This is a genomic window from Luteolibacter sp. (assembly GCF_039920825.1).
Lineage (GTDB): Bacteria > Verrucomicrobiota > Verrucomicrobiia > Verrucomicrobiales > Akkermansiaceae > Luteolibacter.
In genome coordinates this window covers 12282-35421 of record NZ_JBDSCX010000044.1, presented here as the reverse complement: position 1 = coordinate 35421, position 23140 = coordinate 12282, and the positions used below count along the sequence as shown (strand labels likewise).

16 protein-coding genes, 1 tRNA gene and 1 CRISPR repeat array (1 of these 18 running past the window's edge) are annotated in these 23140 nt (G+C 58.3%); of the genes, 14 read left to right on the top strand and 3 right to left on the bottom strand.

Annotated elements, in window-relative coordinates:
* Positions 1 to 55 precede the first annotated feature (55 nt).
* Complete coding sequence (locus ABIQ96_RS14485) at positions 56 to 604, bottom strand: DUF3592 domain-containing protein (protein WP_348215322.1); 549 nt, start codon at positions 602 to 604, stop codon at positions 56 to 58.
* A 284-nt stretch (positions 605 to 888) separates the two neighbouring features.
* Between ABIQ96_RS14485 and ABIQ96_RS14480 the strand changes: the two genes are divergently transcribed.
* The 5 genes from ABIQ96_RS14480 (at position 889) to ABIQ96_RS14460 (ending at position 7789) form a co-directional block, all read left to right on the top strand.
* Complete coding sequence (locus ABIQ96_RS14480; RefSeq protein ID WP_348215321.1) at positions 889 to 4389, top strand: hypothetical protein; 3501 nt, start codon at positions 889 to 891, stop codon at positions 4387 to 4389.
* 40 nt (positions 4390 to 4429) lie between these two features.
* On the top strand, positions 4430 to 5167 hold the full coding sequence (locus tag ABIQ96_RS14475; RefSeq protein ID WP_348215320.1) for a hypothetical protein: 738 nt from the start codon (positions 4430 to 4432) through the stop codon (positions 5165 to 5167).
* 74 nt (positions 5168 to 5241) lie between these two features.
* Positions 5242 to 6855 carry a S8 family serine peptidase gene (locus tag ABIQ96_RS14470; RefSeq protein WP_348215319.1) on the top strand — a complete coding sequence of 538 codons (1614 nt, stop codon included), beginning with the start codon at positions 5242 to 5244 and terminating at the stop codon, positions 6853 to 6855.
* Positions 6833 to 7618 (top strand): hypothetical protein, encoded by a 786-nt coding sequence (locus ABIQ96_RS14465; RefSeq protein WP_348215318.1) that lies wholly within the window; start codon positions 6833 to 6835, stop codon positions 7616 to 7618. The genes ABIQ96_RS14470 and ABIQ96_RS14465 overlap by 23 nt, the downstream gene beginning before the upstream one ends.
* An 88-nt stretch (positions 7619 to 7706) precedes the next feature.
* Positions 7707 to 7789 (top strand) — tRNA-Leu (locus ABIQ96_RS14460).
* 681 nt (positions 7790 to 8470) lie between these two features.
* Here ABIQ96_RS14460 and ABIQ96_RS14455 read toward each other — a convergent pair.
* Positions 8471 to 9868: a hypothetical protein gene (locus ABIQ96_RS14455; protein WP_348215317.1), complete on the bottom strand. Its 1398-nt coding sequence runs from the start codon at positions 9866 to 9868 to the stop codon at positions 8471 to 8473.
* A gap of 103 nt (positions 9869 to 9971) precedes the next feature.
* Complete coding sequence (locus ABIQ96_RS14450; RefSeq protein WP_348215316.1) at positions 9972 to 10421, bottom strand: hypothetical protein; 450 nt, start codon at positions 10419 to 10421, stop codon at positions 9972 to 9974.
* A gap of 130 nt (positions 10422 to 10551) precedes the next feature.
* Between ABIQ96_RS14450 and ABIQ96_RS14445 the strand changes: the two genes are divergently transcribed.
* The 9 genes from ABIQ96_RS14445 (at position 10552) to cas2e (ending at position 20042) form a co-directional block, all read left to right on the top strand.
* Entirely contained in the window at positions 10552 to 11175 is a 624-nt protein-coding gene (locus ABIQ96_RS14445) for a hypothetical protein (RefSeq protein ID WP_348215315.1), read from the top strand.
* Between the two features lie 513 nt (positions 11176 to 11688).
* Positions 11689 to 14301, top strand: a complete 2613-nt coding sequence (gene cas3, locus ABIQ96_RS14440; RefSeq protein ID WP_348215314.1) for a CRISPR-associated helicase Cas3' — start codon at positions 11689 to 11691, stop codon at positions 14299 to 14301.
* 12 nt (positions 14302 to 14313) lie between these two features.
* Positions 14314 to 15783 (top strand): type I-E CRISPR-associated protein Cse1/CasA, encoded by a 1470-nt coding sequence (gene casA, locus ABIQ96_RS14435; protein WP_348215313.1) that lies wholly within the window; start codon positions 14314 to 14316, stop codon positions 15781 to 15783.
* Positions 15780 to 16274: a type I-E CRISPR-associated protein Cse2/CasB gene (gene casB / locus ABIQ96_RS14430; RefSeq protein WP_348215312.1), complete on the top strand. Its 495-nt coding sequence runs from the start codon at positions 15780 to 15782 to the stop codon at positions 16272 to 16274. Before casA ends, casB begins: the two co-directional genes overlap by 4 nt.
* Positions 16271 to 16903, top strand: a complete 633-nt coding sequence (gene cas6e / locus ABIQ96_RS14425; protein ID WP_348215311.1) for a type I-E CRISPR-associated protein Cas6/Cse3/CasE — start codon at positions 16271 to 16273, stop codon at positions 16901 to 16903. The genes casB and cas6e overlap by 4 nt, the downstream gene beginning before the upstream one ends.
* Before the next feature lie 43 nt (positions 16904 to 16946).
* Positions 16947 to 18113: a type I-E CRISPR-associated protein Cas7/Cse4/CasC gene (cas7e, locus tag ABIQ96_RS14420; protein ID WP_348215310.1), complete on the top strand. Its 1167-nt coding sequence runs from the start codon at positions 16947 to 16949 to the stop codon at positions 18111 to 18113.
* Complete coding sequence (cas5e, locus tag ABIQ96_RS14415) at positions 18106 to 18801, top strand: type I-E CRISPR-associated protein Cas5/CasD (RefSeq protein ID WP_348215309.1); 696 nt, start codon at positions 18106 to 18108, stop codon at positions 18799 to 18801. The genes cas7e and cas5e overlap by 8 nt, the downstream gene beginning before the upstream one ends.
* Before the next feature lie 5 nt (positions 18802 to 18806).
* The gene (gene cas1e, locus ABIQ96_RS14410; RefSeq protein ID WP_348215308.1) at positions 18807 to 19703 is read left to right on the top strand and encodes a type I-E CRISPR-associated endonuclease Cas1e; all 897 of its coding nucleotides are present in this window, start codon (positions 18807 to 18809) and stop codon (positions 19701 to 19703) included.
* A gap of 27 nt (positions 19704 to 19730) precedes the next feature.
* A complete protein-coding gene (gene cas2e, locus ABIQ96_RS14405; protein WP_348215307.1) occupies positions 19731 to 20042 on the top strand; it encodes a type I-E CRISPR-associated endoribonuclease Cas2e in 312 nt (103 codons plus the stop codon).
* An 81-nt stretch (positions 20043 to 20123) separates the two neighbouring features.
* Positions 20124 to 23140: direct repeats of the CRISPR family, unit length 29 nt; unit sequence GCTTTCCCCACCAGCGTGGGGATGACCCG (it continues 368 nt past the right edge of the window).

Genomic DNA, 23140 nt, shown 5'->3' with positions numbered 1-23140 from the left:
AGTTTAAGTCACGAAATCGAGACGACGCAATCAAAACCTTGTGACTGCGAATTTTTCAGCTCTTGCGCAGTGCGCGCACGCTGATTCCCAGGCCGCCGATGACGAACAGGCTTGGAAACCAGATGGAATACCCCGGTGCCAATGAATCGGTTTTCAGGACGGCGATTTCCGGTGAGGCTGGATTGAGCCGACAAGTTGTCACTTTTCCCTCGGGAAAATCGTGTGAGCGCTGTTCTACCAGCTCGCGGTTTGATGACCATGGATTTTCCCGCAGGGTCAGGTGGCTGCCTGTGAACGGCTGTTTCTGCCACTCGTAGCCGTATGTCAGGTTCTGGCGGTATTCTGTGGGGGAGAACTCATCATGGCGCCTTTCCTCGATTTCGGAGGAAAGGATCACGCAACTTACCTCGGGCCATGAGCGCATTTTCCAAGCTCGCATGAAGCTGCGTCCAAGAAGTCCGACAAACAGGCCGCCGATCGACGCCAAGGAAAGCCCGAGGAGGACAAGGAACCAGCGCCCGGAGTTAGTGTTTTTCGGGGATGGGGAGCGATTGGCCTCAGTCGTCACGGCCAAAACCTGCTTGAAACCCGCGCGATGCGCCATCCGAAATACAATTACCCCCACCGTCTTGTTTTGTCATATGATAATACAATTATCCCCCGAAAGGGGGAGAAGAAATAACCCATCTTGGGTAATGGACATTGTAGTTACAAAATGATAGTTTGAAGACCAGTTGCTGAATTTGGTAAGTGTTGGACTCATCAAGGCTGGAAACCCATTAAAACCCCGACCTTTTTGAATTCGATGTCTTCCAATCTACCAAGGTAAGCGTCCTCTCCCGTAGACAAGTTCGAATCCTTCCTAGAATCCTCATTTAGCCCAAGACCATGAAAATAAACCCACCTCAGTTTCAATCGAAAGGTTTCGCTCTTATCGTCACGCTGTCGCTGATGATCCTGCTAACAGTGATCGCCGTTGGGCTACTGACTTTGTCGAGTATCTCGCTCCGCTCCTCGGGACAGGGAGACGCGATGGCCAAAGCTCGTTCCAACGCGAGGCTGGCGTTGATGCTTGCGATCGGCCAATTGCAAAAGACGGCCGGACCGGACCAGCGGATTACGGCTCCTGCCAATCTGGTGAACAGCACCGCGCCTACAGGAGTGACCGGGGTATGGAAATCCTGGCGGCCGCCGGTTTCCAGCCCGGACTACACCTCCGCCAAAGGGGGGAAGAATTTTCTCGGCTACCTGATGTCGGATTCCGATCCCGCCAAAGATCAGGATCCCAAGGAGTTGCCAGCGGTGTCTTCGAATGCACAGAAGCTTGTCGGTCCGATAAGTGTGGGTTCCGGTAACAGCAGTGCGGAAATCAGCGCTCCTTTGGTAACCATCGCCACTGGCAAAACGAAATCCGCTACTGGTGCGATTTCGTATGTTACCTTGGATGAAGGGGTCAAAGGGCGGATCGATTTGCTTCCGTCGGAAGAACCGAAAGGTCTGGGGGAAACCATTACGCAGGTTGGCTCGTCGGCTCGCAACGGCTTTGAGACGGTCGAAAAGATGGACTTTTTGAAGGATGATCGCACCAAACTCAAAGAGACGCTGCCGAAGCTTGTGACTCTCAATCAGGCCAGCTTGAAAAGTACGTCCACGGATGCCGTTGCCAAGTACTTCCACGATTTCACGGTTTCCTCCAATTCACTCCAAGTGGATGTCGCCAACGGCGGATTGAAGACCGATCTCAGCATGCTGTTCGAGGGAACTTCCGGAGCTGCCTTGAATGTGGGGAACTACGGCAGCCGCTATCTTTACTCGGATACAACAACTCCATTCCAAGGAGCGGCGACGAGTTCGGACGTGCAGTGGAGCTTGTATGCGAACTATGCGAGACTTTATCGCCGGACCACATCCAATGACAACCCGCGGGACGGGATGAAAGCCACCACGCCCTCGGGGATCCTCAGATCCATTGGCGATACCACCCTCAAAAAGACCCGCTATGAGCCTAACATGGCCATTCTCAAACAACCTTTGATGATGCCCACCGTGGTTCGGGTCGATACCCTTTTCAGTCTCGTCACCCATGACGCCCATGCGGGGCGGGCGAACGCGACCTATCCCTACATGCTCCATCTGATGTACTTGCCGGTCATCACGTTGCACAATCCGTATAACGTGCCGTTGCGAGTCACCAACCTGCAGGTGGAGTTTTCGGACATTCCCGTGGCATTCGATTTTCTTATCAACGATCTGCCCGCCACAACTTCCGGGTTGACCACGCTGAACAATTTCTACGTCAGCGCGGGCGGGCAGAAAAAGACGTTCAATATGCAACTTTCCAACAGCCTGACCGGCGCGGCCGAAGTCGTGATGGGTGCTGGTGAAACCAGAATTTTCGGCACTCCTTTCAAGCCGGATACGAATTGGGGGGCAGAAACTTCCAGCAATGGCAGCGGGACGGGACTGATGTTTGATTGGCAGAGCAACCAGACTGCTGGTGCCTATTCGATTCCCGGTATGATCACCTCTTCGAAAGTCGGTATCGGGTTCGATGTGGACTGGCTCGCGCCGGCAAATCGCTCCGCATGGCTTACGACTCGCCGGAATGACGGTGTCGTGATGCTCAAGGCGGACGACCGGATCAAGGTTCGTTACGCTCCGCAGGCTCCTGCCACTGCGGATAACAGTTTTTCCATCACGACCCGGATGGGATCGGGAACGTCCGCTCCAGAAGTGGCCAGAACTCAAGTGTTTTACATGAACAATACGCGGCTGAAGTCCATCATGGAGGAAGGTACGTCCGAACGTTTCCCTGACGCCCGGTCCTTCCCCGAGACTTGTCCCCGGTCCACGGAAAGTCCGATCACCACCATGAGTCTCTACGAGGCCAATACGAGGCCGATCAAGGATTATGCTCTTTCCCGGCCGTTCGCTGTCTTCAGTGTGACTGCCAAGACAACGATGGAGTCGTTTACCAAGAGCCGCCCCATCACGGATACCGGTATCGCCTTCCAGATGGCGACTTGCGATTTCACTACCAAATCGTCAGCAGGATCCAGCCCGTTGGAATTCGGCTTGGTCCCCGTGAAACAAGGGGGAGTGGCGATCGAGTCCGGCGGCCTCAAAGACTCGAAAGGCACCTCGTTGCAGGCCTTCATGTTCGGAGGTCATGGCACTCGCAACGGGACGAACAATTCCACTCTTTATGAAATCCCGATGTCCCCCTTGCAGTCGATCGCCCAACTCCGCCATGCCAATGCGGGAAGCCTCGGCAGCGAACCTTTCGTAACCTATACCGTCGGCGAATCCCGTGCCCATCCCGCCGTCCCCTCCGATGCTGCATTTGTCAAAGCGGATTCTTCGCGAACCGTTTTGGATCGCTCGTGGCTGGCAAATGACCAGTTATGGGACAAATACTGGTTTTCCACCTTATCCACCCTTCAGGGAACCGCTTATACCGGCACTTCGGCGTCCACGCAGCAACAACTGGCGAGCGCATTCTTTGCAGGCACCAAAACCCTGCCGAATCCACGCAATGCCGCCTACATTCCCAGTGGCAAGAGTGCGAGCCAAGTGGCCACCACCGCCTGTACTTTGCTTTCCGCAGCTCCCTTTACCCAGTCGGCCGACTATATCTTGACGCGTGGCGGATTCAACGTGAACAGCACGTCGATCGCGGCATGGACCTCGGTTTTGTCCGCTCTGTCCACCAGCGATGTGCCGGTAGTGGGTGGATCCACCGAAAAAGATCCGGCCGGCACACCATTTTTACGCGTCCGCCAACCCGTCAGCGGCAGCAAGCTCCTTCCCAAGGAAAAACTCTGGAACAGTTACCGGACTTTGGACGCGAACGAAATCTCCACCCTTGCCAAAGCGATCGTCGAAGAAGTCAAAGCCCGTGGTCCATTTCTTTCGATGTCCGAATTCGTCAACCGCCGTCTTGGTGCCGCATCCGACCCGATGTCGCAAAAGGGTGCCATCCAAGCTGCGCTGGATCGGACGAATCTCAACGTCGGGATGGAATTGAACGCCCGCACCGTGGCTCCTGCCGACGTTTCCGGATACGGTTGGATCAACCCGAGCGCTGTTGATAAAAACACCGGCTCCGGCGCTCCCGGCGAAGTTTCCCAAGGAGATATCCTTTCTGCTATCGGGTCGTTCGTTTCCGTCCGCTCGGACACCTTCCGTATTCGTAGCTACGGCGATACCCGCAATGCCAGCGGACAGGTCATCGCCCGGGCATGGTGCGAGGCCACCCTCCAACGCTTGCCCGAATACGTCGAGAGCACCGATCTTCCCGAGGCGGTCGCCACCGCTCCCGCCAATCTGAATTTCGGTCGCCAGTTCAAGGTCGTTGCCTTCCGTTGGCTTAGCCCGGATGAGATTTGACCTTTGCCTGTAAATTTCCTAGACCACGTTTGCTGAACCCATGATCTCTGTTAAAAACCTATCCACCGGCTGCCTAGCTCTCATCATTTCGACTTCGGCGATATTCGCGGAGGATACCCGGAAAGTGGCGTTCCGCACGCTTTGCCTGGAACGCGTCAATGACATCGGAACGGTGATCATCCCGGGAAGCGGTCCGGAGTCAGTCCAGAAGGTCGAGCTTTATACCGATGTTTCCCCAGTCGTGGAGGGAGTCTTCGCAAATCAAGAGGCTGCATTTTATGTGGAAAAAGGAGTGGGTGCGGATGGCAAACCCATCCGTGTGCTTGTTGGAAAAGCCGAGCTCGGGAAATCCGATCGCCAGTTGTTCTTGTTCACCCCCGGCGAAAAAGGCGAGGGAAAGACCCCTTACAATGTCCGGAGCTTCGATGACGACACCAAGAGTTTCCCGATGGGCTACGTGAGAGTCGTCAATATTGCGCCTGTTCCGGTGCGTTTCCTCCTTTCCGGCGAGGTAACTCCCCAGATCCCACCGGGAAAATTCGCCCAGTTTCCCCATTCCAAGAAAGTCAACGATTACAACATGTACGCCGTCGAGGTGCAGTTCCTCAGCGGCAACGGACAATGGGTCAGCGGACAGTCCGTGAGCTGGAAATCCACGGAACGGCTGCGGGACATCGTCATCACTTCGGTGGACCTGCGTTATAAACAACCGTCGGTCCAAGCGTTTTCCGATCTTCCACCGTGGATGATGCCGCAGGTCCCCCCGGTGAAACCTTAGTTTCCCGGTCGTTGTTCACAAATTGAGCAAAATTTTTCCTGCCGTTTCCCGGTTTTCGGGGTTATTCGTGGATCATGCGTCGTCGCCACTTGTTCCTCGTCCTCGGTTTCGCGCTGACAGCACTGCTAGGCTACTGGATTGCAGACAGTGCCGCCCCCCGACAGGCGGCGCGTGTACAAGCCATCCCCACCGAGCCCAAGCGGCTCGTAGTTGATGAAAACGAGGCTTTGCCAAAATTCCGGCGGGGCGATCGCATCACGACCTATCGGCACGATGATGAGGCCACTGCAAACGGAGCGCTCGCCGGGCAACGGAATGTGGTTTTCAAAGACCGCGCCGCCTTGGAGGATTTTCTCAAACGGGCAGGGGAGCATGTGCGGGTGATGGGTCGGCTCGATGCTTTGAATGCCTTGCGCGTGGCGTTTTTGGATTACGACGACCTTGCCTCGCTGCTTGATGACAGCCAAAAGGAGTCGCTGGTGTTTCCGGTTGATGTTCCCACTGCGGGGCAGGGAACCACCCAACCGGGAGCGGTGGGGTTGGGAGCGGGGCTGCTCGATTGGCTGGGAATCACCGTTGATAATTCGGCGTGGGGTGCGGGAGTCCGGATTGCCATCCTCGATACCGGAGTAACTTCCAGCAGGGCGTTTTCCAGCAGTATTTCCGCCATCAATATGGTCGATCTTCCATACGACCTCGCTGCGCAAAACGGACACGGAACCGCCGTAGCTTCGATGATCATCGGACAATCCTCGCTGACGCCCGGAGTCGCGCCGGGATCAAATATCCTCTCCATCCGGATCGCGAACGATTTCGGACAATCGGATAGTTTCCTGTTGGCTCAGGGAATCGTCGCCGCGGTCGATGGCGGTGCGCAGTTGATCAACATTTCCATGGGCAGCTTCGGCGACAGCGGACTGGTTAGGGATGCCATCGAATACGCGCGTGCTGCCGGTGCATTGATCATTGCCGCAGCCGGCAACAACGGAACGGACCAGGTGACCTATCCGGCGGCGAACTCCGGTGTCATCGCCGTGGGTGCCGTGGACGCTTTGGGCAACCATCTTGATTTCTCGAACACTGGAAGCCAGATCTCGCTTTCCGCACCCGGATTTGAAGTCAACGCCGCATGGATAGCCGATCAGGCCGCCAAAGTCAGCGGGACCTCGTTCAGCAGCCCTATTGTGACTGGTACCATAGCCGCGCTGATGAGTCAGCCCGGATCGGCCAAACTCACCGCCCGCCAGGCAGTCGATCTCCTTTACAGCTATCTCAACGACTCCGGAGCCGCGGGAACCGATACCGCGGTGGGAGCTGGAATGCCCGACATCGGCCGCGTTTTGAACGGAAAAACCCCGAGCATCTATGACGCCGCAGTGGCTTCGCAAAGAGTCATCCCGCCCAGCGCGGGGAATCCTAACGGGCAGATCGAGGTTCTGGTCCAGAACCGCGGAACCGAGACCTTGGTTAACACCAATGTTCAGATCTCGACGCCCGGAGGAGTGGTCAATACCAACATCACCACGCTTCCCGCCAACGGAGTGCAAACCATCCGCATTCCCATCAACGGAGTTCCCACGACGGATCTGCGTTTCGGCTCCTCGGTTTCTATAACTGGCGGCCACCGGGATGTGAAGCCGTCCAACGACAGTCGCGTCGAAACCTATGTTCCGCCTGTTAGCAAGTAGCCTGCTCCTTGCTTCGGGCCTGCTGGCGACTGCGGCTCCCCCTCTGAGGGAAGCACCGAATCCCACTGCGATCACTGCGAACCAACTCGTCGTCTCGGGAAATGCTTGTGGTCCCACCGCGCTGTTGAACGCTTTCCGTTTCGGAAATCCGGAATGGCAGCGCGCATCCAACGCCATCACCGGAGAAACCGACAAACAACGCATTTACACCATCATCCGCGAGTATGGCATGCGGCCGTCGGTCGCCATCAAGGGGCGTCCCCGCTGGTCGAAAAAGGGCGTGAATCTCACCGATCTTTGCGACATCGCCAACGAAATGACGCGGGGCCATTACCTGCCGCAGGTGAGCCAGGAAGTCCTATTTCGGACTTCCGGCGAGACGCCTGAAAAACTTCTCAAGCGTGTCCACGCCCGTCTCAATACGTCGCTGGAAAAAGGCCTGCCACCGATCATCAGCCTGCGGCGCTTTGTGAAACGCGGCAAGTTATGGGTCCCACTGGACGCACATTTCGTCACGGTCACGGCCATTCCCCGTAAGCTCGAAAAAGGAAGCGGATCCTTCGCGATTTCCTACATCGATCCGTGGGGCGGGAAGGCGTGTCAGGGGAGCATCGTCATACCGCAACACCCGGTGCTAGCGGATACGCCGGGCGATTCACCGTGCCTTGAAGCGGATTTCCCACAGGCTTCGGTGGGGAAGAAACTCGTCCGTGCGGGAGAGCCAACGGCATTGACCTTGGCGGCGGTGCTCGGTCGTTGGTGAGTCATCGCAAATCAGCATCGACAAGCCGGGAACGAGCTGCGAATTCTCCCCGCGAGGAGAGGCGGCAATGCCGGATTCCTGCTGGAAAGCCGCTGTGGTGGAATGGTAGACACCCCAGACTTAAAATCTGTTGCTCTTCGGGGCGTGCCGGTTCGAGTCCGGCCAGCGGCACCTATTGAAAGTGAGTCACTTGTAGATTTCAAATGATCCGTTTTCGTTAGCTTCTGAGTTTCTCTGGTAGCGCTATGGTGCCGTTATTCGGCGAAGAGCGTGGATAACGAGGTGCTGCTGACGATGCTGGACGGATGGAATTGAAAATCCGGCTGTGGGGTCGCCTTTGTCTGATTGAGGTGCGACGGCGATGGGAAAGTTTATTTTGGAGAATATGCCCGGTGCCAGACGAACTGGGCTCTTTGGTGCGTTTCTACTCTTGTCGCGATACGACATGCGGACCGACTGAGATGCCATCCTGGGTTAATGGGTTTTCCCGGGGGATGATCGGTCGGTCCGCCTTTTCTCAGAGGTGTGACGCGGAGGGCTCGAAGCGTATCGCGAACTGGCGGCCTTACAGGCTTTGATCTGCGCGGGCCAACACGCTTTCCCGACTGCTAGGCATGCGGTGAGACCGGGGCAGGCCCTCTCCTCATCCATCGACGGGCCGTGGCAATGGCTGTCGGTTCGCTGCGGTTGCTTGGAGGTCCCGTGTCACGATGATGTCGCCCGTGTCGGTCTTGTCGGAAGTGTCGGTGGGTATTTCTATCACCCTCAACGCCGCCGACGCCTCCAAGCATGTCCTTCACGATACGCCGTGTGAAACCGGGCGCACGAGGCGCTCCCTCTGTGCTGTTTAATTCAGACTTCCAGCAGCGGAGCGTTGCTGTTTGCAAAGTTCAGTCGTGCTCCTTCCACTTGTTCCCACACTCCTCCCACACAGCGCGCCAGCTTTGCTGTTTCAAGCCACCTCAGACACTCATAGCTTTCGGCGGCGGGGATGTTCAGATTCTTGTAAATCATACGGGCGTCAGCGCGGTCGTTGCCAAGCTTCCCAAAGACCCGCTCGATCTGCAAGCGCCGCCGTGCGATCTCACTAGCGTGCAGAATCGCTGTCCGGGCGTTTGTCATCCTGAGAACGAGGAAACGGGCGAACGCCACGACCCCCTCAATGGAGAATTCCAGACGTGTCGCTCCGACGCGGGAGATTTGGTCGAACCCGAAGACCAAAGACGTGAGCAGGTTTCTGGCGGCCCCGGAAATGCCAGGCAGGCGCGATTCCATCTCCTTGAGGAAGGCGGTCCATTCGACTCTTGCTTTTCGGGTGTTCAAATGGAGGACCACCGGCCGCTTTTCAGGTAGGTTCAGCCGACTCGTCATTACTCTGCCAAGCGCGTCTCGAAAGCGTCCGGTAATCGTATCTCCATTCACCAGATTCGTGTCCTCGATCCCCGGTGGGCCTTCCGGGCCTGCATCCCCGTCTGATAGCCACAGGAAGTGCTTGAGCCACCCGGTCCGTTCGTCAGGTGTGTTCGCGGCCTCGCGAACAACCTGCATTGAGTCGGTGATCAGAAAGTTGGCGCGGACGGTCTCACAGCCATTGCCGGCCACGTAACGGCCCTCCACCAGCGCCGCGCCAAGTTCGCTGAACTCAGGCAGGTCTGACGGGCGGGAGAAGCCAAGGTGAACCAGCGGCCGGCCACGGCGAAGTCCATTTAACTGCGACTCCAGATCCTTAGGGCGGGCGACGCTGACTAAAAACTTCGGGCAGGCGGCCAGATCCGTGACTGTCTCATTTGGCGGATCCATTAAGGCTTGGCACCAGTAGTCCTGCCGGATACCGAATAATGGCTCGAGGGGACTCTGAGTGGTTGAAAACACGTCTTCAGCCGCACCGGATCCCCGGCCGGTCGACGGCAGCGTCGCTCCCTGCTGACGACGCAGTTCGTTCGTCGCTTCGAGGTAGTATTGAAGGTGGGCAACCAAGTTGGTTTGCCGACGGCCAACCTCGGTGATAATTTCGTCCACCGCGCGTCCGCTGCTGGCAGATCCGATTATCAGCAGGTTGGTTCCGAGCCGGGCGGGACTTCCGTCGCGGTTGCTGACAGAGCCATCCTCAGCTGCGAGGTCGGCCAGCGTGATTGCCATGCTGGCTAGCATGTTGACGCCCGCGATTGCGTCCCCATCGCCGAGAGTGGCAACCTGGAAGACGTTGAGGAATCCGATTAGGCTGTCTGTGTCGGGTAAGCGACTTGTCATGATGGTGGCTTCTTTGAAGGACTGCCCGGGGGAGGTGACAGCAATGCCCGTCGCGTCGATTTGGATTGATTCCTCGCTCTAACACGAGGTGGTTGCAAGATTCTTACAATTCTTCCATATCAGGAATGGTTCCGCTGCCATCGTCGTGGTAAGTGTTTGAAGCATACTGTTGAGCCCTTTGCTGGAGCACGCTCTTGATTCCATCATCGTCCAAAATCCTGCTTTGCATGAGACCAACCAAGGGGATGGCAATCTTGTCGGTTATCTCCTGATCGATCTTGCTCGCTAAATGCGCGATCATGTTTGGCGAGAGCGCGCGGGGCATCGAACTGGTCCCCTGGATGTGGGCAAGCGGCTTGTTGTCGCCCTGTACGATCCGGACATCCCAAGTCAATAATAGATCATCCTCCCTTAGTAGCTGCATGGCTTTTTGAAGATCAACTACGGGCTGTAGTTGTTTCATTAGCTCCTGCATCATTTTCAGCGCAGTAGTGGTTGGATCCTCTTCAGGCAGGGCAGCACTTTGGGTGTTTCGTTTTTTGGTCGTAGACATGTCGGGTAGTTTCGGTGTTTGAGGGACGTGGATGATCACTGTCCGGGGGACCATCATTCAATATATCGAAATCTTAAATATTGCAATGAATATTGCAAAATAACAATAACTATTGCAAAGGTCTCTCGTGATGCCCTTTTATCCACACAATCGCCTGCCTGACGCCGCGCTCCGTGAGTTCGAGAAGACAAGCGGCTGCGAGTGGGAAAACGGGGTTCCGCTTGCCGAGCTGCTCAGCCGGGTCAATCGAGTCGCATCGCAGTTTTTGCCTATGGAGGACCGAGAGAATTCCCGAGTGAAGCGCCTTTTCACCGACCGAAGCTTCCGGCATTATCAAACACTCGGCTGCATTGACTCGCCGGAGAAAGACGGGCGTCGTGCTGTGTACTGCTTCCGCCACCTCGTCCAGGCTCTACTGGTTAGAAAGCTTTTGTGGGAGAGGGTAACTTCGGAGCAGATCGCGGTTCTGATGGCAGGACGCGGAACGGAGGAGACGCAGCGGATGTTCTTGGGAGGAATTGAGATGGTGGCCAGGGGAGGGGTGGGGGAGGAGGCATTTGGCTCGGCTGCGGAGACAGCTGAGGTCTGGCTGCGAATTCCCATCGCGCCGGGTGTCGAGCTGCACCTTTATGATGACCCATCTCACCGGAGTCAAAAGGAAGTGGAAAAGCTAGTCGCAAGAATAGAAGTTATATTGAGGAGCAGGGTTCCCCGGTCGAGCACAGGCACTTCGGATAATGGTGGGCAGTATTGAAACACCTGGCACTAAGACGGGTAACGTGACGCCGATCACGGACCAGCGAGGAAGATGGTCCGAGGCCAAATTGGGGTTCGCTGTGACGAGCTATGTTCCCACGGTGGAGACGGTTAAAGTGTCGGGCAATTTTCTGGCGGACGAGCAGTGCGGAATCATCGTTCCAGATAATCAGGGAGCCTTACCCCCTTGTCAGAGTGCTCCAATCTAGCATCTATCCAACGGCGTGGTCTTGACCAATCGGTGCTGAGGACCCGCGGCCGGTGACGTTGCCAACTGCCTTCCAAGTGGGATGCTTCGGTCGCCCCGGCTTACATCCGACGGATAGTTTTGGTTCGAGTTTGAAATTGCCCCAGTCCTTAGTCTGCTCTCAAAACGAATTCATTGTCCCGGCTGATGCAACTGCGGCTCACTGTCCCTGTCGATTCTTCTCGACGATTACCTATCTGACTGGGCATTGAATGGGTTGTGTCGTTTCCTATCCGGCAATTTTCGGCACCAGAACCTGCACACATGCCGACCCCTTGCAAACTCTCTGAATGTTGGGCGAAAACCGACCCTGTTTCAGGCAAGCCCGCGCTTACCGTCCGGGATCACTGTCTCATTGTCGGGGCGGTGGCAGAGGCTGTAAAGCGGTTGCTCCCAGCGGCCTGCCAGACACTTGTTCAGTCGGGTGCGGTTACACTCGCCGCCGCCCACGATATCGGGAAAATCACCCCCGGCTTCCAGTTGAAGGCCCGGCCGCACTGGGATTTTCCGAATGCCAAGGGCGGCGACTCTTATCAGGGAAATCACTCCATCGTCAGCCAGGCCTACCTTGCTTCGTTGGACTCGGTGCGAGTCGGGCGACGTCCGTTCGACTGGGTGCTTGCCGCGGGTGGTCACCATGGGAAATACTGGGCTTCCGAGGGAGGATTCTATCGAAAGATCGACGAGGACGGGCTGACATGGCCACCGGTTCTCCGCGACGAACTCCTTCAGGAGCTGGAAGCTGTATTCGGCAAACTGCCGTCTCACGACATTCCCAAGGGCTCCATCGTCCATTGGCTCACCGGATTCATCACTTTTTCGGACTGGATCGGCTCCGACACCCGCTGGTTTCCTCTCTCGTCCGGCGGGCCGCTCGCCGATCGGGAAACTCCCGCCGCCGTTCGGGAAAACGCAGCCAAAGCCATCGCCGATCTCGGCTGGCACCAGCGCGAAGTTCACCCGCACCGCGATTTCAGCGCACTCTTCCCAAGCGTGGAATCCCCGCGTCCGCTCCAATCCACTCTCATTGCCGCGATGGATGCGCCCGGCCTCTACATCGTGGAAGCGCCGATGGGAGTCGGCAAAACCGAGGCCGCGCTCGCCGCCTGTTATCGCCGCTGGAGGGAAGGGGAGGAGCGCGGACTTTATTTTGCACTGCCTACCCAACTCACCAGCAACCGCATCCACACCCGCGTCGGAGGGTTTCTGAAAAACGTCGTTTCGGACTCCGTCATCGCTTCTCTCGTCCACGGCAACGCCTGGATGAACCCCGACCGCATTGTCGAGATTTCTCCAACCATCGCGGACGAAGAAGACGCGGCGAAACTCTGCGAATGGTATGCCTCCGGTCGAAAATCCCTGCTTGCCCCTTTCGGCAGCGGCACCATCGACCAGGCCATCATGTCCTGCCTGCCGGTGAAGCACTCCGCGCTTCGCCTCTTCGCTCTGTCGGGGAAAATGGTCATCATCGACGAAGTCCATTCCTACGATCCCTACACCTCGGTCCTCGTGGACCGCACCGTGAAATGGCTCATCGATGTCGGCTGTTCGGTTATCGTTCTTTCCGCAACCCTTGCGTCTTCCCGTCGGAAATCACTCGTCGCCGCGGTCGGTGCGGCGGAATCCGGGACTCCCACTGCCTATCCACTCATCACCAAAGTTGCCAAGGGCAGTCCTCATGCCGAAAGTATTTCTGTAACCGGGGACGATCTATCTTCCACCGAGGTTACCATCGAGCGGGTTGCCAGCAGCTCCGATGAAATCTGGCAGAAAATCGCCGCCGCCGCCGAGTCCGGTGCCTGCGTCGTGGTCATCCGCAACACCGTCAAACTCGCCCAAGACACTTATCGCCAGCTCAAATCCCGCTGCCGGGATCAGGGCATCACCTTCGGCCTCATCCACAGCCGTTTTCCCCAGTTCCAGCGCGACGAAAACGAAAAGTCCTGGATGGAAAAACTTGGAAAAACCGGCGACTCCCGCCCGCAAGGCTGCATCCTCGTCGCCACCCAGGTCGTCGAGCAATCCGTCGATATCGATGCCGACCTGCTCGTCACCGATCTCGCCCCGGTCGATCTCATCCTTCAGCGTCTCGGCCGTCTCCACCGCCACCCGCGCTCCCGCCCCGCTGGATTTGAGACACCGCGCGGCATCGTCCTCATGCCGCAAGTCGATTGGACTGCGCCGGAAATCGAAATCAAATCCGCGCTCGGGCCTTCCGCCTGGGTCTATCCGCCGTTCTCGCTCTATCTGGCGGCGCGGGTCATCTCGGAGCTTCCGCAAAACACGATCTCCCTGCCGCGTGACATCCGCGATCTCGTGGAGAAATCATCTGAAGTCCCGGAAACCCTCGAATCTGGCGCAGCCATCTTCCGTGAACACCTGGATCAGGAAACCCGGAAGATGCTCAATACCGCCCGGATGTTGGACGTTTTCAACTCCGCCACCTACGATGACAAGGAGGGTGCTAGAACCCGCTGGAATAACCAGCCAACCGCCCTGCTCGTCCTCCTGCGCCAACCGTTCCACGCCGCCTCCACCCATCTCGACTTCTGCAACGACGAACGCATTACCTTCCAGCAGGGTTCCTACGGCCCGTTCAACTATCCGCTCGCCCTCGCCCTCCATCGCAACGCCATCCGCATCCCGCGCTACCTCGTCCGACATCTGAAGGAACAGCCTGCCTGGCTCGGGAAGCATTGCAGCGACGCCGTTCTCGCCATCGTCCCGGCCGACACCACCGCCTGCGAACTCATCGGCTCGCCGGAAACTCCGCCCTACCTCCTCGATTACCATCCTGAAACCGGCCTCAGCCACACCCGTAATCCAGCAGCCCAATTCCCTCCGTCTTTCGAATCCGAAGATGACGGCTGGTTCTAACGATATCCATTCATGTCCGACTTCAACCTCATCGCCCACCCCTGGATTCCCGTCCGTTGGCTCGACGGCCACCACTCGCTCACCAGCCTCGACGAGCTCTTCCGCCAAGCCGGGGAGATCGCCGATCTCGACGCCGCTCCTCACGAACGCATCTCGCTAATCCGCTTGCTCGTCTGCATCACCCAAGCCGCCCTCGGCGCACCCAAGGACATGTATGGCTGGCCGGACTTCGGCGGCGACCTCGAAGAAAAAGTCCCCGCCTACCTCGCTCGTCCGGACATTCACCCGCACTTCGCTCTCTTCGGCGATGGGCCGCGTTTTCTTCAGTGCAAGGCCACACCCGGCGACAAAAGCTATCCGCTCGTGCAGATGAGTTTCACCTTGGCGGCGGGGAATTCGCCGACGCTGTTGGATCATTTCGGGGAAGATGCCCGTGACATCGATCCCGCAAGTCTGGTCCGGCTGATCCTCTGCTATCAGAATTTTTTCGTCGGCGGCAGCATGGCGAAAAAAGTGAAGGGGAACGGCCCGAGCTTGAAAATGCTCCACACCTTTCTCACCGGGATAAACCTGAAACAGACCATCCTCGCGAATTGCCTGGATGCCGCAAACGCGCCGAACTTCGGCAAGCCCTATTGGGAAATCGGCACTCCGGACCAAATCAAAGGCGATGCGGCCAGAGATATCACCGAGAGCTATCTAGGACGCCTGGTCCCGCTTTCCTGTCGTCTCGATATCGGAGGAAATATCCGAGATGGTTTCTTCATGTGTATAGACAATGGATTGGACTATCCCGCCTATCCTTCTTCAAAAGAGCCTTCCGCCACCATCGTTCCTTTCAAGGAGGAATTCCGCCTTCTTCGGGCTGACACCAGTCGTGGAATCTGGCGCGATCTCCATTGTCTTTCCGTTCTGCGGGGCACCCAAGCCCAGTCGGCACCGCTCATTCTCCAGAGCCACATATTTGAGCACGAAGATGGGGACGTAGATCTCTGGGTGGGCGAACTCATCAAAGGGGAGAAAGCAACAATTCTCGATGGCATCGAAGACCGCTTCACTGTGCCACACGGACTTTTTACCGACAGGGGCCAGCGCACTTATGCCAACGGGGTGAAACATGCGGACAGCCAATCGACGCTCATATACTCAGCCGCCAAAGCCTATTGTGAATCGATGAAGATAGTTGCTCCGCCCAAAAAGTCACCAGCTCTAGTTGAGACGGCCCAGCGGCACTTCTGGAATGCGCTCGATCTCCAGCGCCAGCTTCTGTTGGAGCTCGTCAAGGATCCCGCACCCCTCGGTGCGGCTAATTTCGGCGAAGCCTCCGACCCGTGGTCTCTTGCCATCCGCAAGGCGGTCTATGCCGCTTACGACCATGCCTGTCCGCGCTCCACTCCTCGCCAGATCGAAGCCTACGCGCTCGGATTGCGCCGCCTCCGCCCGAAATCCACCAAGTCGAAAACTCCCAAAGCCACCCCATGAAATCCCACGAAGAATCCAACTCCCAGTTCATCGCCCAGCTCGCGAAGATTTGCGAAAATGACCGGGGGCACGCCGCTAGCCTCCGTCGCTATTGGAGCGCCACCACGGAGCATCAAGCCCTGCCCATCCTAGGCCGACTCGGTGCCATTGGCGATGATCGCAAGTCCACCGTCGCCGCGCTTTACGCCGTTCATCCCGCTCACGCGGAAGGAATGGGAATCGGCCGTGCCGCTATCCGTTTGGGTGAAAGGAAGGACGGCGAGCATCCCTACGACCGCCATTTCCGGCGTTTGTTAGCCTGCGGTGATCTTACCGATCTTGCCCCGCAGCTCCACCGTCTGGTGAAGCGCCTCAGCAGCGAAGCCGTGCCGCTCGACTACGCCAAACTCCTGCGGGAGCTGAATTTCTGGTCCGCCGGCTACTCCGAGCGGGTGAAAACCGATTGGGCCAAGGAATTCTGGCAAGCTCCCTTCGACCTCCCCGCCGCATGAACCTTCACCTCACCCAAGCCCTCGTTCCCTACGAGATCGTCGCCCGCTGGCGGAAAGACGGCGGTTTCTCCGATAGCTACGCTTGGCACAAGCGTGCCTGGGATTGTTTCCCCGGCCAGCCGGATGCCGCCCGTGATTTCCTCACCCGTCTCGATGACACCGGTCAGGGATTCCGCCTGCTGGTTCTATCCGCCACCCCGCCGACCAAGCCCGATTGGTGCCCGGATACCGTCTGGAAAAGCAAGCCCGTGGGCGAAAATTTTCTCACCCACCCGTCCTATCGCTTCTCCCTGCTCGCCAATCCGACCACGAAAGTGCGCTCCAACAGCAAGGGGGAACTCCTGAAAAACAGCCGCCGCATCCCCATCTCCAAACGTGAGGACCTGCTCGGTTGGATCGAGCGCAAAGCCGCCCAATACGGCTTCACCCTCGGCCCCGGCGAGATTCGCACCATCCCGCAGCCACGCCAACCGTTTTTGAAAGCCGGAAAGCCCGGCCTTCACACCGCCACCGAGTTCACCGGCATCCTTACCGTCACCGATCCCGCCCTCCTCCGCGAAGCCTTCACTCACGGCATCGGCTCCGCCAAGGCTTTCGGCTTCGGCATGCTCTGCCTTTCCCCCACCTGATTCCTGAAAACTGAATACTCAAAAACTAGCAAACTCTAATCTCATGAACCTCATCGAACTCCACATCCTCCAGTCTTTCCCCGTCTCTTGCCTCAACCGCGACGACGTCGGCTCTCCGAAATCCGCCGTTTTCGGCGGCGTCACCCGCGCCCGCCTTTCCAGCCAATCGCTGAAGCGCGCCGTGCGGCTTAATTTTAATGAATCCCACTATGGCGACGCGTTTCATACGACGCGGACAAAGCTCGCTCATGAGAAGTTGGTTGAGGATCTCATCGCTGGAGGTTTGTCTCTGGAAAGCGCAGAACCTTTAGCCCTCGAAGTCATGTCCAAGCTCGTTGATCAAGCCGGAGCGGCTAAGGCGAAGGTCGATAGAAATGGCAGAATGAATATGCCTGCACTTATCTGGCTCTCTCCCTCCCAACTCCAAGCGGCAGCTGCGGCTATTTTGGCGAATAAGGATACGATTGAGACGGCTACTGCCGCAAACTCGACAACGGACAAGGCAGCAAAGAAGGCCGCGGAAAAAGCGCTCAAAGACGCTCTCACACCAGTGACAAAGGCGATCCAAAAGGCAGGCATTTCCGATGCGGCGGACATAGCTTTCTTTGGGAGAATGGTTGCCAACGATCCATCGCTGAACGTTGAGGGCGCATCCATGTTTTCGCATGCGCTTTCCACGCACTCTTCGTCGAACGAAATCGATTTCTACACTGCCGTGGATGATGTGAAGCAAAGAGACGGCGAAAATGATGAAACTGAGGGAGAGGAGGCTGGTGCCGGAATGATCGGCACGCTCGAATTTAACTCCGCCACCTACTACCGATACACAGCGATCAATCTGGATCTACTTTTCGACAAAAAGCACCTCGTCTCGCTTCCGGCAGCAGATCGCAAAGAAGTGCTCCGTTCGTTCATCAAGGCGTTGCTCATCGCCATCCCCGGTGCCCGCCAGAACTCGATGAACGCCGCCACGCTTCCCTTCGAAGTCCTCGGCATCCGCAAGATCAAGGGCCAGCCGCTCCAGCTCGCCAACGCCTTCGAAGCCCCCGTCAAAGCCAATGGCAAGGGCCTCCAGAGCGCTTCCCTAACGGCGATGAAGGAGCACCTCGAAAAACTCGAAAAAACCTGGGGCAGCCTCGGCGAAAAACTCTGGCTCACCGAAATTGGCCTCGATTCCTTCCTCGATCAACTCCTCGACGCGGATGTCTGATACCCTCGCCTTCCTCATCGATGCCCCGCTCCAATCCTGGGGCGTTTCGTCCAAGTTCCAGCGCCGGGAAACCGAAAGCTGGCCGACCAAGAGCGCCCTCGTCGGCGTGCTTGCCGCCGCCCTCGGCATCGACAAACAATCGCCTGACGAGTCTGAGAAAGTGGCCCCGTTCGCAGCGCTGGCTTTCAGCGTCTTCCGTTGGCCGAAGCCGCACCCGTCATTCCGACTCACGGATTTCCACACCATCGGTGGCGGCTATGACAAGGCGGACTCGCGCGAGAAGCTCCACATTCCTCGAAAAGCCGGTGATGGCAGCGCGTTCGGCACCGTCATCACCCGCCGCACCTATCTCACCGATGCGCGGTTCATCGCTCTTTTCCAAGGGGATCGCGCCACGCTGGAAGCTGCCGCCGCCGCATTGCTCGATCCCGTCTGGGGCGTCTGGTTCGGCAGGAAAGCCTGCATTCCGGCGGAACCTCTATCACCTGTCATCGCGTCCGGTCCTCGTGAGGCTCTCGCCGCGCTCATCAAAGAAGAGGTCGCAGACTTGGAGGGGCTGACGGAAAAGGCAGGCCCCGGCAGTTACTATCAATCCGACCAGCCCATTGCCTTTGGCCAGCATCATGGCCCGATTCCCGAAGCCTACCTCTCACGATCCGTCCGCCGGATCCTAGCCTCCGAACTCTGACTTTCATGCCCATCTTCGAACGCCCGCCTCTGGATACCCTCGCTCCCGCCAAGGACCGCTGGACTCCGATCTATCTGGAACACGGGCGACTGGAGGTGGATGACTCGTCGGTGAAATGGATCGGGAAAGACGGTCTCATCACCCGGCTTCCCGTGGCCACCGTTTCCGCGCTTATCCTCGGCCCCGGCACCACCATCACCCATGCGGCGGTGAAGGCTGCCGCCCAGTGCAACTGCCCGCTCTTCTGGCTGGGTGAGGATGGCCTGCGCTTCTACGCGTTCGGCATCACGCCGAACCACGATAACTCGATGGCCCGCATCCATGCCACCGCTTGGGCGAACAAGAAGTCCCAGAATGAGATTGCCCGCCGCATGTTTCTCCATCGTTTCCCGGAGGCCAGCGTGCATGGGGTGAACATCAAGCAACTCCGGGGCATGGAGGGGAAACGCGTGAAACAAACCTATGCCGATCTCGGCTTGAAATACGGCGTCACGTGGAAAGGCCGCGACTACAAGTCGGACAACTGGCAGATGGCCGATGGGATCAACCGTGCACTATCCGCCTCCAATGCCTCGCTCTACGCGCTCACCGCCGCCGTGTGCTGCTCAATGGGTTTCATTCCGCAGTTGGGCTTTGTTCATGCGGCCGGGACCCTGCCATTCATCTATGACGCGGCGGATCTTTACAAACATGAGACCAGTTGGCCCGCTGCCTTCGAGGCTCTTTCCATCAATCCGAACGACGACGGCACCCTCGTCCGGAAACTCCTTAAACAAAAGGTCGAGGAAACCCGCATGCTCCACCGCATGCCGGATGATTTGAAAAAGCTTTTCCACGGTCTGGGCGAGAATCCTGATGAAGCGCCGCCGGATCATCCCTTGCAGCCGCATAGCGAAGCCTGAAAACCTCCCGATCAATCCCGATATCCCATGACCGTGCTCGTTTGCAACGACGTTCCACCCGCCATCCGTGGCCATCTGAAACGATGGTTTATTGAACCCAAGCCCAACGTCTTTATCGGCACTCTCAACGTGCGCACCCATCGCAAGGTGATGGATTTCATCCTGAGGAATGCGACGAAAGAATTCGGGCTGCTGGTCATTTCCTCCGCTCCGAACTGTCAGGGCTATCAGGTTGAAAGAATCGGGCCCGAAGGAAAGCTCGGCAGGATAGGAATCGAATTATCCGGAATTCCCCTGATCGCCGAGTCGTGGATTGATCCCGATAATCAACCATTCTAGTAAGAAGTGGACAGATTGACACATCTGCGGATTCATGGAGAATATTGAATTCTTCGGCCATAAGTCATTAAATCATGCAGAGCTTTCCCCACCAGCGTGGGGATGACCCGACTGATAGCGGGTGCATGACTTGTTCTGCCTGGCTTTCCCCACCAGCGTGGGGATGACCCGACGGCCAGCCAACAGGACGCTGGCGCATGACAGCTTTCCCCACCAGCGTGGGGATGACCCGGCTCACCCCTTCTCCGCTCCATAAATCCAATGGCTTTCCCCACCAGCGTGGGGATGACCCGTCGTTCTCGAACGTCGCCGTGTTATTCCGGCTGCTTTCCCCACCAGCGTGGGGATGACCCGGGGTGACCGCTGAATCCCTCGAAGTGTGCATCGCTTTCCCCACCAGCGTGGGGATGACCCGTCGTGGATTGGCTCTGAGGTATCGATGGTGTCGCTTTCCCCACCAGCGTGGGGATGACCCGCACTGAGGGATGCTCTCCAGTTTCTGGAAGGAGCTTTCCCCACCAGCGTGGGGATGACCCGCCGGGAAACCGTTGCCAATGCGTTGTATGTGAGCTTTCCCCACCAGCGTGGGGATGACCCGACTCAGAACCAGACCCTGGATGGAACGCCGGGGCTTTCCCCACCAGCGTGGGGATGACCCGCGTGATTTCCACCCGTGGGCATTTCGCATCCTGCTTTCCCCACCAGCGTGGGGATGACCCGGCCGCGTCCGAAATCCGCAAACTTCTCGCTACGCTTTCCCCACCAGCGTGGGGATGACCCGCATGGCAACGCGACCGCTCTGATCTTCGCTCGGCTTTCCCCACCAGCGTGGGGATGACCCGACGCGACAGGAACCCGGACTCTGACACTGCCGGCTTTCCCCACCAGCGTGGGGATGACCCGGCCGCACGATTAGAACCCACGCGGCTGGCGGCGCTTTCCCCACCAGCGTGGGGATGACCCGCGCACGGAATGGATGATCTGTTTTCACACGATGCTTTCCCCACCAGCGTGGGGATGACCCCCTGTGGTGACGTTGACGCTCGGGTTGCTCTCCGCTTTCCCCACCAGCGTGGGGATGACCCGCTGGGATACACGACGGCAGACGGCCTGATCGGGCTTTCCCCACCAGCGTGGGGATGACCCGTTTCGCCAGGGCGACGTATCCTTTCACATCCCGCTTTCCCCACCAGCGTGGGGATGACCCGGGACTGGAGTGCCATGTGGGCTTCCAGAGCGAGCTTTCCCCACCAGCGTGGGGATGACCCGGCGATGGTCTTGCTCTGGGTGCGGTGGAAACCGCTTTCCCCACCAGCGTGGGGATGACCCGTGACTCTTGAGCGCATTGGTCGAGATGATGGAGCTTTCCCCACCAGCGTGGGGATGACCCGAGCGATGGATTGATGAATGAGGATTTTGGCTTGCTTTCCCCACCAGCGTGGGGATGACCCGGCATTGGCCGACGAACTCAGGACCGAGCGTCAGCTTTCCCCACCAGCGTGGGGATGACCCGCGTCTGGCGATGGCTAGTTGCGCGAGCAGTTCGCTTTCCCCACCAGCGTGGGGATGACCCGTCGCCTTGCTCGTCGCGGACTTCGTTCTTTTCGCTTTCCCCACCAGCGTGGGGATGACCCGATCGTTCGGGACGCCGTGTTTATTCATGATCCGCTTTCCCCACCAGCGTGGGGATGACCCGAAATCGGCGCGGGATCACGCTCAGGAGACTTTGCTTTCCCCACCAGCGTGGGGATGACCCGCCAACGCGAGGTGAGGACTGCGAGTGGACGAAGCTTTCCCCACCAGCGTGGGGATGACCCGCAGGGCGAAATAGCCCGGAATCAAGGGTTGTGGCTTTCCCCACCAGCGTGGGGATGACCCGTTCTCGCGGGCCTTGGTCAGCTTCAGGATTTGGCTTTCCCCACCAGCGTGGGGATGACCCGCGTCGCTTGGTTTCCCGTAATCGCGGTGAGAGGCTTTCCCCACCAGCGTGGGGATGACCCGCCCCACGCGCGGGATTTCGGCAGCACGATGACGCTTTCCCCACCAGCGTGGGGATGACCCGCGACGAACGTGCAGCGATCCGCGCCAGTGACGGCTTTCCCCACCAGCGTGGGGATGACCCGCCGCGATCATCGCGGCGGATCTCGAATGTTTTGCTTTCCCCACCAGCGTGGGGATGACCCGGGCGGCGGACAGGGAAATATGGTGGATTGGGTGCTTTCCCCACCAGCGTGGGGATGACCCGGTGCGGATCCCGGTATGGGTGACAATCAAGGAGCTTTCCCCACCAGCGTGGGGATGACCCGCAGCCGATGGTGTTGTCCATACGGGTGATGCGGCTTTCCCCACCAGCGTGGGGATGACCCGCTCCGCACTCAGACCAACAGCAGCGGCAGACGGCTTTCCCCACCAGCGTGGGGATGACCCGTCGTGCTTGCTCACTTCGGGCCGCAGATGATAGCTTTCCCCACCAGCGTGGGGATGACCCGATGACCGGGGATTTCATCCCAATGCCGTTCATGCTTTCCCCACCAGCGTGGGGATGACCCGCTCTTGCGATTCGACGGATGCGCGACCGATGGGCTTTCCCCACCAGCGTGGGGATGACCCGGCTGCGCACCATGGCCAGCTTTCGTGAGGTGGGCTTTCCCCACCAGCGTGGCGATGACCCGCCGGAAAATGCAGACCAGGTGATCGACGCTTTGCTTTCCCCACCAGCGTGGGGATGACCCGTTGTAGCGACCCAGCTCTTCACTGGTGGTGACGCTTTCCCCACCAGCGTGGGGATGACCCGTGATTCGCCGGGTTGATTTCAGGCCGTTGCATGCTTTCCCCACCAGCGTGGGGATGACCCGGCCCGTTAAATCCCGGCAACACCGCTGATATTGCTTTCCCCACCAGCGTGGGGATGACCCGCATCGATCCAGTATGTTCCAACGGGCACCGCTGGCTTTCCCCACCAGCGTGGGGATGACCCGTGCTACGGGTGCGGCGATGCCTGTTACCTGCGGCTTTCCCCACCAGCGTGGGGATGACCCGAGTCATACCGGGCATATGAGATCGCAGCTCTGGCTTTCCCCACCAGCGTGGGGATGACC

What these genes read in the sequence shown, in the direction of transcription:
- ABIQ96_RS14465 (WP_348215318.1), top strand. Translation starts at nt 6,833, where the DNA reads ATGTTCCGCCTGTTAGCAAGTAGCCTGCTCCTTGCTTCGGGCCTGCTG.
- cas5e (WP_348215309.1), top strand. Translation starts at nt 18,106, where the DNA reads ATGTCTGATACCCTCGCCTTCCTCATCGATGCCCCGCTCCAATCCTGG.
- ABIQ96_RS14475 (WP_348215320.1), top strand. Translation starts at nt 4,430, where the DNA reads ATGATCTCTGTTAAAAACCTATCCACCGGCTGCCTAGCTCTCATCATT.
- ABIQ96_RS14445 (WP_348215315.1), top strand. Translation starts at nt 10,552, where the DNA reads ATGCCCTTTTATCCACACAATCGCCTGCCTGACGCCGCGCTCCGTGAG.
- cas7e (WP_348215310.1), top strand. Translation starts at nt 16,947, where the DNA reads ATGAACCTCATCGAACTCCACATCCTCCAGTCTTTCCCCGTCTCTTGC.
- ABIQ96_RS14485 (WP_348215322.1), bottom strand. Translation starts at nt 604, where the DNA reads ATGGCGCATCGCGCGGGTTTCAAGCAGGTTTTGGCCGTGACGACTGAG.
- ABIQ96_RS14455 (WP_348215317.1), bottom strand. Translation starts at nt 9,868, where the DNA reads ATGACAAGTCGCTTACCCGACACAGACAGCCTAATCGGATTCCTCAAC.
- ABIQ96_RS14450 (WP_348215316.1), bottom strand. Translation starts at nt 10,421, where the DNA reads ATGTCTACGACCAAAAAACGAAACACCCAAAGTGCTGCCCTGCCTGAA.
- cas6e (WP_348215311.1), top strand. Translation starts at nt 16,271, where the DNA reads ATGAACCTTCACCTCACCCAAGCCCTCGTTCCCTACGAGATCGTCGCC.
- ABIQ96_RS14470 (WP_348215319.1), top strand. Translation starts at nt 5,242, where the DNA reads ATGCGTCGTCGCCACTTGTTCCTCGTCCTCGGTTTCGCGCTGACAGCA.
- casB (WP_348215312.1), top strand. Translation starts at nt 15,780, where the DNA reads ATGAAATCCCACGAAGAATCCAACTCCCAGTTCATCGCCCAGCTCGCG.
- ABIQ96_RS14480 (WP_348215321.1), top strand. Translation starts at nt 889, where the DNA reads ATGAAAATAAACCCACCTCAGTTTCAATCGAAAGGTTTCGCTCTTATC.
- cas3 (WP_348215314.1), top strand. Translation starts at nt 11,689, where the DNA reads ATGCCGACCCCTTGCAAACTCTCTGAATGTTGGGCGAAAACCGACCCT.
- cas2e (WP_348215307.1), top strand. Translation starts at nt 19,731, where the DNA reads ATGACCGTGCTCGTTTGCAACGACGTTCCACCCGCCATCCGTGGCCAT.
- casA (WP_348215313.1), top strand. Translation starts at nt 14,314, where the DNA reads ATGTCCGACTTCAACCTCATCGCCCACCCCTGGATTCCCGTCCGTTGG.
- cas1e (WP_348215308.1), top strand. Translation starts at nt 18,807, where the DNA reads ATGCCCATCTTCGAACGCCCGCCTCTGGATACCCTCGCTCCCGCCAAG.